Origin of the sequence: Cytobacillus oceanisediminis (assembly GCF_004366035.1) — a bacterium.
GTDB lineage: Bacteria > Bacillota > Bacilli > Bacillales > Cytobacillaceae > Cytobacillus > Cytobacillus oceanisediminis_C.
In genome coordinates this window covers 46,517-61,809 of sequence record NZ_SOEE01000015.1, presented here as the reverse complement: position 1 = coordinate 61,809, position 15,293 = coordinate 46,517, and the positions used below count along the sequence as shown (strand labels likewise).

Annotated in this window: 12 protein-coding genes, 2 rRNA genes and 1 other annotated feature; all 14 genes read left to right on the top strand. The window is 44.5% G+C overall.

Going from position 1 to position 15,293, the window contains the following annotated elements; genetic code table 11:
• A 23S ribosomal RNA gene (locus tag DFO72_RS25990) occupies positions 1-89 on the top strand; the annotation flags it as partial.
• Positions 90-164: 75 nt separating this feature from the next.
• Positions 165-281 (top strand): 5S ribosomal RNA (gene rrf, locus DFO72_RS25985).
• 686 nt (positions 282-967) lie between these two features.
• Positions 968-1,429, top strand: a complete 462-nt coding sequence (locus DFO72_RS25980; protein ID WP_113885265.1) for a CtsR family transcriptional regulator — start codon at positions 968-970, stop codon at positions 1,427-1,429.
• Between the two features lie 23 nt (positions 1,430-1,452).
• Positions 1,453-2,001, top strand: a complete 549-nt coding sequence (locus DFO72_RS25975) for a UvrB/UvrC motif-containing protein (protein ID WP_113885264.1) — start codon at positions 1,453-1,455, stop codon at positions 1,999-2,001.
• Positions 2,002-2,003: 2 nt separating this feature from the next.
• A complete protein-coding gene (locus DFO72_RS25970; protein ID WP_113885263.1) occupies positions 2,004-3,083 on the top strand; it encodes a protein arginine kinase in 1,080 nt (359 codons plus the stop codon).
• A 4-nt stretch (positions 3,084-3,087) separates the two neighbouring features.
• Entirely contained in the window at positions 3,088-5,538 is a 2,451-nt protein-coding gene (clpC, locus tag DFO72_RS25965) for an ATP-dependent protease ATP-binding subunit ClpC (RefSeq protein ID WP_113885262.1), read from the top strand.
• A 313-nt stretch (positions 5,539-5,851) separates the two neighbouring features.
• A complete protein-coding gene (gene radA / locus DFO72_RS25960) occupies positions 5,852-7,231 on the top strand; it encodes a DNA repair protein RadA (RefSeq protein WP_113885261.1) in 1,380 nt (459 codons plus the stop codon).
• A gap of 2 nt (positions 7,232-7,233) precedes the next feature.
• Positions 7,234-8,307, top strand: coding sequence for a DNA integrity scanning diadenylate cyclase DisA (gene disA / locus DFO72_RS25955; RefSeq protein WP_113885260.1), 1,074 nt, complete (start codon positions 7,234-7,236; stop codon positions 8,305-8,307).
• 227 nt (positions 8,308-8,534) lie between these two features.
• Positions 8,535-9,623 carry a PIN/TRAM domain-containing protein gene (locus tag DFO72_RS25950; RefSeq protein WP_113885259.1) on the top strand — a complete coding sequence of 363 codons (1,089 nt, stop codon included), beginning with the start codon at positions 8,535-8,537 and terminating at the stop codon, positions 9,621-9,623.
• Positions 9,624-9,926: 303 nt separating this feature from the next.
• The gene (gene ispD, locus DFO72_RS25945; protein WP_113885258.1) at positions 9,927-10,613 is read left to right on the top strand and encodes a 2-C-methyl-D-erythritol 4-phosphate cytidylyltransferase; all 687 of its coding nucleotides are present in this window, start codon (positions 9,927-9,929) and stop codon (positions 10,611-10,613) included.
• Positions 10,614-10,626: 13 nt separating this feature from the next.
• Positions 10,627-11,112, top strand: coding sequence for a 2-C-methyl-D-erythritol 2,4-cyclodiphosphate synthase (gene ispF / locus DFO72_RS25940; RefSeq protein WP_113885257.1), 486 nt, complete (start codon positions 10,627-10,629; stop codon positions 11,110-11,112).
• A 266-nt stretch (positions 11,113-11,378) separates the two neighbouring features.
• Positions 11,379-12,836, top strand: coding sequence for a glutamate--tRNA ligase (gene gltX, locus DFO72_RS25935; RefSeq protein WP_113885256.1), 1,458 nt, complete (start codon positions 11,379-11,381; stop codon positions 12,834-12,836).
• A gap of 46 nt (positions 12,837-12,882) precedes the next feature.
• Positions 12,883-13,112 (top strand) — a binding site (T-box leader).
• A gap of 127 nt (positions 13,113-13,239) precedes the next feature.
• The gene (gene cysE, locus DFO72_RS25930) at positions 13,240-13,908 is read left to right on the top strand and encodes a serine O-acetyltransferase (RefSeq protein WP_113885255.1); all 669 of its coding nucleotides are present in this window, start codon (positions 13,240-13,242) and stop codon (positions 13,906-13,908) included.
• Positions 13,889-15,292: a cysteine--tRNA ligase gene (cysS, locus tag DFO72_RS25925; protein WP_113885254.1), complete on the top strand. Its 1,404-nt coding sequence runs from the start codon at positions 13,889-13,891 to the stop codon at positions 15,290-15,292. The genes cysE and cysS overlap by 20 nt, the downstream gene beginning before the upstream one ends.
• Position 15,293 lies beyond the last annotated feature (1 nt).

Here is a 15,293-nt window from a genome sequence, read left to right as displayed (position 1 = left end):
CCTGAAAGATGATCAGGTTGATAGGTCAGAGGTGGAAGCGTGGCGACATGTGGAGCTGACTGATACTAATCGATCGAGGACTTAACCACATTGGTGAATTCTCGGCATATGCTTCTTCATGCATTATCTAGTTTTGAGGGAACGAAGTTTCTTCAACCAAATAGTCCGGTGGCGATAGCGAGAAGGTCACACCCGTTCCCATACCGAACACGGAAGTTAAGCTTCTCAGCGCCGATGGTAGTTGGGGGCTGTCCCCCTGTGAGAGTAGGACGCTGCCGGGCATATGAAAGAGCACCTGATGGGTGCTCTTTTTTGTATGTTTGGATGATTTACCTGAATCCTAATATGTTATTCAGGCTTCCCCTTTTAAGGGAATATATCTATATGTGTCACCCCGGCCAGCATATGCGTCACTTTTTCCATTTATGCTTCACCTCGGCCCAAATATGCGCTGCTTTGACTCATTCATTTATGTCTCAGAATTGAGTTATATTTGCCACCCCTTATTCCACCGTCTGTTTTAAGAGTCAATTCCGTTCTCAGCAAAGATGAATTGTGACAAATGTGAGTTTACATCAAAAACATGTTAGATAAAATCAAAAATTGTTACATAAAACTCAATTCATGCTAGATAAAAGTATCACTAACTGCACGGCAGGTTCAGACAGACATTCTCCAGGATTCCACCTCTCTATTCCCACCGAACATCAAGTCAGGACAGCTAACCAGATCACCTGTTCATCTGGTCATCAAACCCAACACACTTCCCAGCTTCCAAAAAAACTTCTCCATCCAAGCACAAACCCGCCCAATCAAAAATATATTGTTATCGACATTAACTTCCATTTTAAGGTTTGGGAAGTCAAAAAATGGGGGAAAATTATTAATACCCGCCGTTTGCAAGAAATTACATAAATCATGTATAATTAATGTCAAATATAGTCAAAGTCAGATAGGGGGAGGCCTGGTGAGGAATATATCCGACATAATTGAAAATTACCTTAAACAGGTTTTAGAGAAGAGTGAAAGGGAAATCGTGGAAATTAAAAGAAGTGAAATTGCTGATAAGTTCCAGTGTGTTCCTTCTCAGATCAATTATGTGATCAACACCCGTTTCACGATTGAGAAAGGCTATGCAGTAGAAAGTAAGCGGGGAGGCGGGGGCTTCATCCGGATTATGAAAGTCCAGTCCTATGACCATGCTGATTTAGTTGACCAATTAATTTCATTGGTGCAGAGCAGGATTGCCCAGAGCAGTGCAGAGAATGTCATTTACCGTCTGGTAGAAGAAGAGATTATAACACATAGGGAAGCTAAAATAATGCTTAGTGTTATAGACCGCTCTGTCCTATATATTGATCTCCCATTCAGGGATGAGCTAAGGGCAAGAATGCTTAAGGCAATGTTAACCACTTTGAAATATAAATAGTAGTGAGCTGGAGAGGTGACGTCATGATTTGTCAGGAATGTAACCAAAGGCCGGCCACGCTGCACTTTACAAAGGTTGTAAATGGCGAGAAAGCAGAGTTTCATCTTTGCGAGAAATGCGCACAGGAAAAAGGTGAACTGTTTATGCTGGGCAGCGGGTCTGGTTTTTCAATAAATAACTTGCTTGCTGGCCTTCTGAATATTCAGCCTGCCTTTCAGGAATCGGGCCAGGACCCTTTTCAGCAGGAGAAAGTCCTGCAGTGTGAGCAATGCTCCCTCACCTTTCAGCAGTTTATTAAAGTAGGCCGCTTTGGATGCGCCAACTGCTATGAGACTTTTAAAGATCAATTGAACCCTATTCTTAGAAGGCTTCACAGCGGAAATTCCTCACACAGCGGAAAAATCCCTGCGCGAATCGGGGGAACCATTCACCTGCGGAGGAATATTGATGATTTAAAAATTAATTTAAAAGAAATGATTGCTAAAGAAGAGTTTGAAAGAGCGGCAGAATTGAGGGACGAAATAAGGAAATTGGAAAAGCAGCTCAATGCCGATCAAAAGGGAGGGGAGTAAGCTTGTCGCTGGAACGTTTCATGAATCAAGCTATTAGCTCCTGGATGAGTGCGGAAGGCCCTGATTCCGATATTGTATTAAGTTCACGGATCAGGCTTGCCCGCAATATAAAGCAATATAAATTCCCCACTTTATTTTCAAATGAAGAAGCAGAAGCAGTCATTGAAAAAATAAAGGCGAGGGTGGAGCATTCTTCTTTTTCAAAACTAGGGGAAATGGAGCTTTTATTAATGGATCGCCTTCAGCCTCTTCAAAAAAGAGTGCTGATGGAAAAGCATTTGATCAGTCCCCATCTTGCTGAGAATTCAACTCATGGTGCCTGCCTTCTTTCTGAAAATGAAGAAGTCAGCATCATGATTAATGAAGAAGACCATATAAGGATTCAATGCCTGTTTCCGGGGTTTCAGCTTTCTGAAGCCTTAAGTATGGCGAATGAAATTGATGATTGGCTGGAGGAAGAAGCCGATTATGCATTTGATGAAAATATCGGCTTTTTAACAAGCTGTCCCACAAATGTAGGTACAGGGCTCAGGGCATCGGTTATGATGCATTTGCCGGGCCTCGTTCTCACACAGCAAATGAACCGGATTATTCCGGCAATTAACCAGCTTGGTTTAGTTGTTAGAGGAATTTACGGGGAAGGCAGCGAAGCTTTAGGTAACATCTTTCAAGTTTCAAATCAGATCACTCTCGGAAAATCAGAAGAGGATATCGCAGAGGATCTGAAAAGCGTTGTCAGTCAGCTGATTTCTCAGGAAAGATCGGCAAGGGAAGCATTAGCAAAGACTTCTAACATACAATTAGAAGACAGAGTCTTCCGCTCTTATGGCATTTTATCAAATAGCCGGATCATTGAATCAAAGGAAGCAGCACAATGCTTGTCTGATGTTCGCCTGGGGATTGATATGCAGTACATTGAAAACATATCAAAAAATATATTGAATGAGCTGATGATCCTGACACAGCCCGGATTCCTGCAGCAATATGCAGGCGGTCCGCTCAGACCGCATGAACGCGATATCCGCAGAGCTTCATTAATTAGGGAAAGATTAAAAATGGAAGATCAAGAGTTGGGAGGATGAAAATATGATGTTCGGACGATTTACGGAAAGAGCTCAAAAAGTATTGGCATTAGCACAGGAGGAAGCAATCCGTTTAGGACATAACAACATCGGAACAGAGCATATTCTGCTGGGGCTTGTACGCGAAGGTGAAGGCATTGCCGCAAAAGCTCTGTATGCTTTAGGCCTCGGCTCTGATAAGATCCAAAAAGAGGTTGAGAATTTAATCGGCAGGGGGCAGGATGCTTCCCAGACCATTCACTATACACCGCGTGCCAAGAAAGTCATTGAACTTTCCATGGACGAAGCAAGAAAGCTTGGCCATTCCTATGTAGGAACAGAGCATATCCTGCTTGGCCTGATCCGTGAGGGGGAAGGCGTGGCAGCGAGAGTTTTGAATAACCTTGGAGTCAGTCTCAATAAAGCGCGACAGCAAGTGCTTCAGCTATTAGGCAGCAATGAGTCCGGCAGCCATCAGGGAGGATCCGCAGCCAATGCGAACACACCGACACTGGATGGATTGGCACGTGACTTGACTGCTATTGCCAGAGAAGGAAGCCTGGATCCGGTTATTGGACGAAGCAAAGAAATTCAGCGTGTAATTGAAGTATTAAGCCGCAGGACGAAAAACAACCCGGTTCTGATCGGTGAACCTGGTGTAGGTAAAACAGCCATTGCTGAAGGACTGGCACAGCAGATCATTAATAATGAAGTGCCGGAGACTCTTCGTGATAAAAGGGTAATGACGCTTGATATGGGTACAGTTGTAGCTGGAACGAAGTATCGCGGTGAATTTGAAGACCGCCTGAAGAAGGTAATGGATGAAATCAGGCAGGCCGGAAACATTATTTTATTCATTGACGAGCTTCATACATTAATAGGTGCAGGCGGAGCAGAAGGGGCGATAGATGCTTCCAACATCTTAAAGCCTTCTCTGGCACGCGGTGAACTTCAGTGCATCGGTGCAACAACTCTAGATGAATACAGAAAATACATTGAAAAGGATGCGGCACTTGAAAGAAGATTCCAGCCTATTACGGTTGATGAGCCGACAGCGGAAGAATCAGTACAGATTCTTGAAGGTCTTCGTGACCGTTATGAGGCACACCATCGCGTGACGATTACGGATGCAGCCATTCAAGCGGCTGTAAAACTATCAGACCGCTACATCTCAGACCGCTTCCTTCCGGATAAAGCGATTGATTTAATTGACGAAGCAGGTTCAAAGGTAAGACTTCGCTCTTACACTACCCCTCCAAACCTGAAAGAGCTGGAGGTTAAACTCGAGGATGTAAGGAAAGAGAAAGATGCTGCCGTTCAAAGCCAGGAATTTGAAAAGGCGGCTTCCTTAAGAGATACAGAGCAGCGCCTGCGCGAACAGCTTGAAGAAACGAAGAAAACATGGAAAGAAAAGCAGGGCAAAGAGAACAGTGAAGTGACGGTTGAGGACATCGCCAATGTGGTGGCCAGCTGGACTGGAATCCCTGTATCGAAGCTGGCCCAAACAGAAACAGAAAAGCTTCTGAACCTGGAAGAAATTCTTCATTCCCGTGTAATCGGACAGGAAGAAGCGGTTAAAGCCATTTCGAAGGCTGTCCGCCGTGCCCGTGCAGGCCTTAAAGATCCAAAGCGCCCGATTGGCTCATTTGTATTCCTTGGGCCGACTGGGGTAGGTAAAACTGAGCTTGCGCGTGCATTAGCAGAAGCAATGTTCGGAGACGAGGATGCGATGATCCGCATCGATATGTCAGAATACATGGAGAAACACTCGACATCCCGTCTGGTAGGTTCACCTCCGGGCTATGTAGGATATGAAGAAGGCGGGCAGTTAACCGAAAAAGTCCGCAGAAAGCCATATTCTGTTGTGCTGCTGGATGAAATTGAAAAAGCGCATCCTGATGTATTCAACATCCTTTTACAGGTATTGGAAGACGGAAGATTAACAGACTCTAAGGGCAGAACCGTTGATTTCCGCAATACCGTTCTGATTATGACATCCAATGTTGGTGCTGAAGCACTTAAGCGGAACAAATACGTTGGCTTTAACATCCAGGATGGGGAACAGGATTACAAAGATATGAAAGGAAAAGTAATGGAGGAGATGAAGAAGTCCTTCCGACCGGAATTCCTGAACCGTATCGATGAAATCATCGTTTTCCATGCATTGGAGAAAAAGCATCTTCAGGAAATCGTTACGCTGATGTCTGACACTTTAACGAAACGATTGAAGGAACAGGATATTACACTGGAATTGACGGATGCAGCCAAAGAAAAAATCTCCGTTGAGGGTTATGATCCTGAGTACGGTGCACGTCCGCTCCGCCGGGCTATTCAGAAGCATATCGAAGACCGCTTATCCGAAGAGCTGTTAAGAGGAACGGTCCTAACCGGGCAAAGCGTGGTAATCGATGTGAAAGATGGAGAATTTGTAGTGAAAACGGCTGAACCAAGCGGGACAGCAAATCTTCAGAAATAAGGTTAATGAACCCCAATAATAGCATCAATAGATGTTACACAGCAAAAAGGTACACGTCCCTGTTATACGTGTACCTTTTTGCACTCTTTCAGCCCATTTTTTCATTACAGCCTTAAAAGAGGTTTATTCTTCCGGTTTATGTTAATTTTAAGAGAGAAAAAGATATCAGGACAAAAACATTTTAAGACCCGTTAGAAAAGGGAATAGGAAGTAAACCATACTTCTGCCATCACTGGTTCTTTCATGCAAGGCCGGTAATATTAAGATTTCCTTTAATGCGGCTGGATGAATGTGTACAGAGAGGGGAAGAAGTATGGCTAAAAGAAAAACGAAATTCATGTGCCAGGAATGCGGCTATGAATCGCCGAAATGGATGGGGAAATGTCCGGGGTGCGGCCAATGGAATACGATGGTGGAAGAGGTGGAGAAGCCTGCTTCAACGAGAAGAGGCGCTTTTGCTCATTCGCAGGGCTCGGCCATTGCGGCGAAAGCTACACCGATTACATCCATTGAAACAGTCAGTGAACCACGCATATATACCGATTTAATAGAATTAAACCGTGTCCTTGGGGGAGGAATTGTTAGAGGCTCCCTTGTTCTTATCGGGGGAGATCCGGGCATCGGGAAATCAACGCTTCTTCTTCAAGTGTCATCACAGCTGGCGAACAGGAAGCATTCTGTTCTTTATATATCAGGGGAAGAATCCATGCGTCAGACGAAACTGCGTGCTGACCGCTTAGGTGTTTCTTCAGACAGTCTGCTTGTTTACTCGGAAACCAGCCTTGATGAAATAAGCAGAACGATTGATTCAGTGAGTCCTGACTTTGTCATTATAGACTCTATTCAGACGATCTTTCACCCCGAAGTGACATCGGCTCCTGGCAGTGTTTCTCAGGTGCGGGAATGTACCGCTGAGCTAATGCGCATCGGCAAAACGAAGGGAATTGCCATTTTTATCGTGGGGCATGTTACAAAGGAAGGGTCCATTGCCGGTCCAAGACTATTGGAGCATATGGTTGATACGGTTTTGTACTTTGAGGGTGAACGCCATCATACATACCGGATCCTGCGGGCGGTGAAAAACAGATTTGGCTCAACAAACGAGATGGGCATTTTTGAAATGAAGGAATTTGGGCTTGAGGAAGTGGCTAATCCGTCAGAAATTTTCCTGGAAGAGCGGTCACAGGGAGCTGCAGGTTCAACAGTCGTTGCTTCGATGGAAGGAACGAGGCCAGTCCTGGTTGAAATTCAGGCGCTGATTTCCCCGACAAGCTTTGGAAATCCAAGACGAATGGCGACAGGAATTGATCATAACCGGGTTCCGCTTCTGATGGCGGTTTTGGAAAAACGGGTCGGGATGCTTCTGCAAAATCAGGATGCTTACTTAAAAGTCGCTGGCGGAGTAAAGCTTGATGAACCGGCAATTGATTTGGCCATTGCTGTGAGCATTGCGTCAAGCTTTCGGGATAAGCCAACAAAGGCAACAGATTGCATCATTGGAGAAGTAGGGCTCACAGGAGAGGTCAGGAGAGTATCAAGAATAGAACAAAGAGTGCAGGAGGCGGCCAAGCTGGGTTTTGAGCGGGTTATCCTGCCGGCGAACAATCTTGGCGGCTGGAGCGCACCGGGAGGAATTGAACTAATCGGAGTAAGTTCAGTCGGTGAAGCGCTAAAGGCCGCGTTAGGGGGATAAAGATGGAGACTAAAAAAATGGGCGAAAAAACGATGAGTGAAATCCTTCGGTTCATGGCTCCGGGTACGCCTATCAGGGAAGGAATTGATAATGTTCTTCGCGCCAATACAGGCGGGCTGATTGTATTGGGTTCAAAGGATAAGTTGAGTAACCTTGTTGATGGCGGGTTCCAAATTAATTGCCCATTTTCGCCAAGCTATTTGTATGAGCTGGCCAAGATGGATGGAGCTATTATTTTAAATGAAGAAGGGAACAAGATTCTAATTGCTAATGCGCAGCTGGCTCCCGATCCTGGTGTGCCTTCTACCGAAACGGGCATGCGGCACCGGACGGCTGAGCGGGTTGCCCGGCAAACAGGCGCATTAGTGATTGCCATTTCCCAGAGACGCAATGTCATTACCCTTTATAAAGGGCATTCACGCTATGCGCTGCGTGATATTGGCGTCATTTTAACAAAGGCGAATGTAGCCGTGCAGACTCTTGAAAAGTATAAGGTCGTTCTTGAACAGAGCATCGGCAACCTTAGCATCCTGGAATTTGAAGAGCTTGTTACATATAGTGACATCCTGCATGTTTTTCATAATATTGAAATGGTTTTGCGCATTAAAAATGAGCTGCTCACCTACTTAAGCGAACTGGGTACTGAAGGAAGGCTGATTCGGCTCCAAATGAATGAGCTGCTGATGGAGCTTGAACGAGAAGCAGAATGGATTATAAAAGACTATGCTCAATCCAGGGACATCGACTCAAGGAATGCAATTGTTAAGCTTCAGGAGCTATCAAAAGGAGAAATGCTCGAAGACTCTGTCATTCTTAAGCTTCTTGGCTACAACGGGTATATTCATACAGAAGAATTCAAATGCCCCCGCGGCTACCGGATGCTGAATAAAGTTCCCCGCCTTCCGCCGATTATTATCGATAATCTGATTAATCGGTTTGAAGAATTTCCGAATATCATCACGGCGACAGTTGAGGAGCTCGATGAGGTAGAAGGAATCGGTGAGGTAAGGGCCAGGAAAATTAAAGAAGGACTTAAGCTCATAAAAGAGCAGGTTTTTGCGGACCGTCAGCTATAAAGAGACCATTGAACTATGTAATTAGTTATGCTAAAATGATAAGTTAATTATTTGACAGTTTATTGCCAATGGTGCTACCCTTAAAGTGTGTAAAAGTAAAAATTTAAGCAGTATAAAGACGTTTCTTTACTATCGTGAAATAATTATTAGGGAAAAATTGAAAATCCCCCGGATTCAGGGTTTCAATTTTGTGAATTTGTTTATAATGATTAAAAGGAGGTGAAGGAATGTTAAAACGTATTGTACAGGCATGCTTCCTTATTATCGGGGTAACGCTGGGTATATTTTTGATTCCTGACTTATTAAAATTAATCAGTTTAGATGACATTCCTCTTTTAAATAATCCATATGTGTCCGCCATTTTAGGTGCTATTATTTTTTATCTTTTAACTTTTTGGGCGGTTGATCATGTCGTCAACTTCGTGAGATGGGCAGAAGAATCACTGGTAAAAGTACCTATAACAGATATTATTTTTGGAAGTGTCGGCCTGGTTTTTGGATTAGTCATTGCCTTTTTAATCGGATATGCACTAAATGCGATTGAGGTCCCGATTCTGAATACCGTTGCTCCGATTGTGCTGACGCTCCTGTTCGGCTATCTCGGATTTCAGGTTGGCTTTAAAAAGCGGGATGAGCTTTTAAGTTTAATTTCAAGCAAGAAAAAGAAGAGCAGTGAAGAAGACCCCGAACCTGAAGCTGTAGCTAAAAACTCACTCAAGATCCTTGATACCAGCGTTATTATCGATGGCCGCATTGCTGATATCTGTCAGACTGGCTTTCTGGAAGGTACGATTGTCATTCCTCAGTTTGTACTCGAAGAGCTTCAGCACATTGCTGATTCTTCAGATGTATTAAAGCGCAACCGCGGCAGACGGGGTCTGGATATTCTGAATCGAATCCAAAAAGAGCTTTCGATTAATGTGGAAATCTATGAAGGGGATTTTGAAGAAATCCAAGAGGTGGACAGCAAGCTCGTAAAGCTGGCTAAGCTAACGAATGGCGTTGTTGTGACCAATGATTTTAACTTAAACAAGGTTTGTGAACTGCAAAAAGTGGCGGTCCTCAATATTAATGACCTGGCAAATGCCGTCAAACCGGTTGTGCTTCCAGGCGAAGAAATGAAGGTACAGGTTATTAAGGACGGCAAGGAACAGAATCAGGGGATTGCTTATCTGGACGACGGCACGATGATTGTGGTGGAAGAAGGAAGAAATTATATTGGCAAACATATCGATGTTCTTGTCACAAGTGTTCTGCAGACATCAGCTGGACGAATGATCTTTGCAAAACCTAAGCTTCTGGAAAAAGCTTTATAATGTATAATAGAAAGTAGGACAGAATGTGCAGGGAGATTGCTTTCCCTGCCTTTTTCCTGCTTTTTTAAGAAGGTAAGAAATACATTGATCTTATAGAATTGTTAAGCTCCAGCGCCTACCCCCTCGAGGTCACAAGCCGATCCTCCCAAAAAGGCAAAGGATGCCTTTTCGAAAGGCTCATCTTGAACTTGAGGCCCCCAGGATAGGGTTCATGCAGACGTTGCTACAGGACGTGGCGTTCTTAGTCTGCGTTCCTTCGTGAGCAAGGTGCTTGCGCTTTTCTTAGGAGATAGGAGCCATAATATGAATTATCAAGTGATTCTCCCGGCGGCCGGGCAGGGGAAAAGAATGGGAGCCGGAAAGAATAAGCTTCTCCTGGAAATCGGGAATGTCCCAGTGTTTATACATACGTTAAGAGTTTTTGAAAGTGACCCGGAGTGTACGGGCATTTATCTGGCAATCAATCCTCAGGATGAGGAAGAAATACGCATTCTGTTAAAAGAGCATCAGATTACGAAAGTGGCTGCCATGGCAGAAGGCGGGAAGGAAAGGCAGCATAGTGTCTATAATGCGGCAAAGGCGGCTTCGGGTGAGGAAGTAGTGCTGGTTCATGACGCTGCCCGCCCTTTTATTACCCGGGATTTACTGCAGCCGCTGGTGAAAGCAGCCTGGGAAAAAGGAGCTGCTGTTCTTGCAGTACCGCTGAAGGATACTGTTAAAAAAGCTGACGGGAATTTAATTACAGAAACTCTTGAACGTTCCTGCCTGTGGGCTGTTCAAACTCCACAGGCCTTTCGTGTTTCTTCCCTGCTTGAGGCACACCGCAAGGCCGAGGAAGACGGCTTCCTGGGAACGGATGATGCCAGCCTCGTGGAGCGGTTAGGCAATGAAGTGGTGATTGTTGAAGGAAGTTACGATAATATTAAGCTGACTACACCAGAAGATATTTACTTTGCGGAAGCAATTATAAAGAAAAGAAGTCATATGTAAAGGAGATTGTATCATGTTTCGGATTGGACAAGGTTTTGATGTTCATCAGTTTGCGGAAGGACGCCCGCTGATTATCGGGGGTATTGAAATACCATATGAGAAAGGACTGCTGGGGCATTCAGATGCAGATGTCCTGCTGCATACAGTGGCCGATGCCTGCCTTGGGGCAATTGGAGAAGGAGATATTGGGCGGCATTTTCCTGATACCGATCCTGAATTCAAGGATGCCGATTCTGCGAAGCTGCTCGAGTATGTGTGGGGAATCGTAAAAGAAAAAGGGTATGAGCTGGTCAATGCAGACTGCACCATCATTGCCCAGAAGCCGAAAATGGCTCCTCATATCGGGAAAATGCAGGAGCGGATTGCAGAGCTTCTGGAGACCGAGAAAGAAAATATTAATGTGAAAGCAACAACTACAGAAAAGCTTGGATTTACAGGGCGGGGAGAGGGAATTGCCTCCCAGGCCGCTGTTTTGCTGAAAAAGAAAGGGAGCCAGTAAAATTACCTTTCAGAAGAAAAACCTGAGTGTTAAAATATAGCTTATTGCAGTCTAACGGGCAGTAAGATTCCCGTTTTTGGGCTCAGAAGATTCCAAGGGAGATACGCGGGAGTTAAACTGCCCGTAAAGGCCCGAATGGTTCAACTAGCAATCAGTGGCGGGAAAGGTGACTAAATGAGCAAATAAGAGTCCTATCGTTTGTGTCAGCGGCATATCCCACTGATTGAGTTTCACTTTATCGTTAAGATTTTAAGGAGGCAGTTAGTATGTCAAATGAAATCCGCGTCCGCTATGCTCCGAGTCCGACTGGACATTTGCATATCGGAAATGCAAGAACGGCGCTTTTTAACTATTTATTTGCAAGAAGCAAAGGCGGGAAATTCATCATCCGCATTGAGGATACAGATAAGAAACGGAATATTGAAGGCGGCGAAGAAAGTCAGCTTCACTATTTAAAATGGCTTGGCATGGATTGGGACGAGAGCATCGACCATGAAGGCGAATTTGGCCCTTACCGCCAATCTGAGAGAAATCATATCTATGAAACATACTACAAGGAATTGCTCGACAAAGGCCATGCCTATAAATGCTATTGTACGGAAGAGGAGCTGGAGGCAGAGCGTGAAGCTCAATCTGCAAAAGGCGATACTCCTGCTTACTCAGGAAAATGCCGTCATCTGACAGAGGATGAAAAAGCTGCACTGGAAGCAGAAGGCAGAAAGCCAAGCATCCGCTTCTTAGTGCCAAAAGGCAGGGAATTGACATTCAATGACATGGTAAAAGGCGAAGTGTCATTCGAATCTGAAGGCTTTGGCGATTTTGTCATTGTCAAAAAGGATGGCACTCCTACTTATAACTTTGCCGTAGCAGTGGATGACCACCTTATGAAAATTTCTCATGTCCTGCGCGGAGATGACCATATCTCCAATACGCCTAAGCAGCAGATGATATACGAAGCATTAGGCTGGGACATTCCGACGTTTGGCCATATGACTCTGATTGTCAATGAAAGCCGCAAAAAACTGAGCAAGCGGGACGAGACGATTATCCAGTTCATTGAACAGTATGAAGAGCTCGGCTACCTGCCGGAAGCGCTCTTTAACTTTATTGCTTTGCTTGGCTGGTCTCCTGCAGGCGAGGAAGAAATTTTCTCCAAAGAAGAATTCATTGATATTTTTGATGAAAGCAGATTATCAAAATCTCCTGCCCTTTTCGATAAGCAGAAGCTTGAATGGATGAATAACCAGTACATGAAAAAGCTTGATCAGGACCGTCTTGTGGCCATTTCAGCCCCTCACCTGGTAAAGGCAGGGAAGATCAGTGAAAACTGGCAGCAGGAAAATGAAGATTGGGTTAGAAGCCTAATCACTCTTTACCAGGAAAAAATGAGCTTTGGCGCTCAAATTGCTGAGCTTTCAGAACTGTTCTTTACAGAAGAAATGACAATTGATGAAGAAGCGAAGGAAGTTCTGGCTGAAGAGCAGGTTCCTGAAGTGCTGTCTGCTTTCCTGCAGGAAATTGACAATATGGCAGAGTTCAAAGCGGATGAAATTAAAGCGGCCATGAAGGCTGTGCAAAAATCAACAGGGCACAAGGGCAAGAAACTGTTCATGCCAATCCGTTCGGCTACTACTGGCCAAACCCATGGGCCGGATCTGCCGCAGGCCATCGAGCTTTTAGGAAAAGAAAAAGTAAAAACTCGATTAATGAGCATTATTGGTTAACATCTTGGAGAAAATGTAATATAGTATTAAGTAAATTATTCTATATCGAAAAGTGTTGAAGAGGAAAAGTAAGGAAAAAGATGCTTTTTAGAGAGAACCATCACCGGCTGAAAGTGGTTTAAGCCTCTCCTTTTTCTGAAATGCACCTCAGAGCCTCAATTTGAACGGATGCCCCGGCTTCCTATTAGATTTGAGCGGAAACTTATCCGTTAACAAGTTAAAGTTGAGGCTTATGAAGCCTAAACAGAGTGGAACCGCGCATAAAGCGTCTCTGTCCGATTGTGGCAGAGGCGCTTTTTTATATTTTAAAACCTGCTTTTATGGGCAGAGAAATATTTTAGGGGAAAAGCTTTAGAAAAATAAAAATAGAGATCGAGACCTATGTCAGGAGGGGAAATGAACAATGTTTGCAAGAATGAAGGAAGATATCGAAGTGGTATTTGAACAGGATCCGGCAGCAAGAAGTTATTTGGAAGTAGTATTAACTTACTCAGGATTGCATGCTGTCTGGTCGCATCGCATGGCCCACGCGCTTTTTAAAAGGAAGTTTTATTTTCTTGCAAGAGTTGTTTCCCAGGTCAGCCGCTTTTTCACAGGAATTGAAATTCACCCGGGAGCAAAGATCGGCAGACGCTTTTTTATCGACCATGGCATGGGGGTTGTCATCGGGGAAACTTGTGAAATCGGTGATAATGTAACGGTTTTCCAGGGTGTGACACTTGGGGGAACCGGAAAGGAAAAAGGCAAGCGGCATCCTACTATTAAGGACAACGCGCTGATCGCAACAGGTGCGAAGGTTTTGGGTTCCATTACAATTGGGGAGAATTCTAAGATAGGTGCAGGATCTGTTGTCCTTCATGAGGTTCCGCCCAATTCAACTGTAGTCGGCATTCCTGGAAGAGTGAAAGTCAGGGATGGAGTGAAAATTAATAAGGATTTAAATCATTGTGATCTTCCCGATCCAATTGCAGACCGGTTTAAGGAACTGGAGAAGGAGCTGCAGGAATTAAAAGGCGAAGTCGAAACGCTGAGGAAAGAAAGGAGCCAGATTCATGGCCATTCAAATCTATAATACACTTACTCGTCAAAAAGAAGATTTTATTCCCCTAGAAGAGGGAAAAGTGAAAATGTATGTGTGCGGTCCTACCGTTTATAACTATATCCATATAGGGAATGCACGCCCGCCGATTGTATTTGACACAGTGCGCAGATATCTTGAATTCCGCGGCTTCGATGTTCATTATGTCTCCAATTTTACTGATGTGGATGATAAGCTGATCCGCGTAGCTAATGAACTGGGAACGGATGTTCCGAATATCGCGGAACGATTCATTAATGCCTACTTCGAAGACGTTTTTGCACTGGGCTGCAGAAAGGCTGATGTCCACCCGAGAGTGACAGAAAGCATTGATATCATTATTGAGTTTATCCAGACATTGATTGATAAAGGCTTCGCGTATGAATCAGAAGGGGATGTTTATTACCATACCCGTAAGTTCGATGAGTACGGTAAGCTGTCCCATCAGTCGATTGATGAGCTGAGGGTCGGTGCCCGCATTGCCGTCGGCGAAAAGAAACAGGATTCTCTTGACTTTGTTCTATGGAAAACAGCGAAGGAAGGGGAAATCGCGTGGGAGAGCCCTTGGGGGCAAGGAAGGCCGGGGTGGCATATTGAATGCTCGGCTATGGCAAAGAAATACCTCGGGGACACGATTGATATTCATGCCGGCGGACAGGATCTGGCTTTCCCGCATCATGAAAATGAGATCGCCCAGTCGGAAGCATTGACAGGCAAAACGTTTGCCCGCTATTGGATGCACAATGGCTATATTAATATCGACAACGAAAAAATGTCTAAATCACTGGGGAATTTCGTCCTGGTTCATGACATTATCCAAAAGCATGACCCGCAGGTTCTAAGATTTTTCATGCTGTCCGTACATTACAGACATCCGATTAACTACAGTGATGAGCTTCTGGAAAATACCCGCACAGGGCTGGAGCGCATTAAAACGTCTTATCATAATTTGCAGCACCGCAAAGAAGCAAGTGTGAACCTGACTGATAATAACCAGGAGTGGCTGGATAAAATAACCGCTCTTCATGAACAGTTCATTCAAGATATGGATGATGATTTCAATACAGCCAATGCCGTATCTATTTTGTTCGAACTGTCTAAGCTTGCGAATTATTATCTGATGGAGAAAAACACAGCTGTTGAAGTGATCGATGCTTTTACGAAAAAATTTGAAACGCTGTTTGATGTATTGGGTCTTTCTCTTGAAGAAACAAATGCTGTCCTTCTGGATGAAGAAATTGAACAGCTGATTGAGCAGAGGCAGCAGGCCAGAAAAGATCGTAATTTCGATCTGGCAGACAAAATCCGCGATCAGCTGAAAGAAATGAATATTATCCTTGAAGATACACCGCAGGGAATCAGATGGAAAAGAGGCTAAG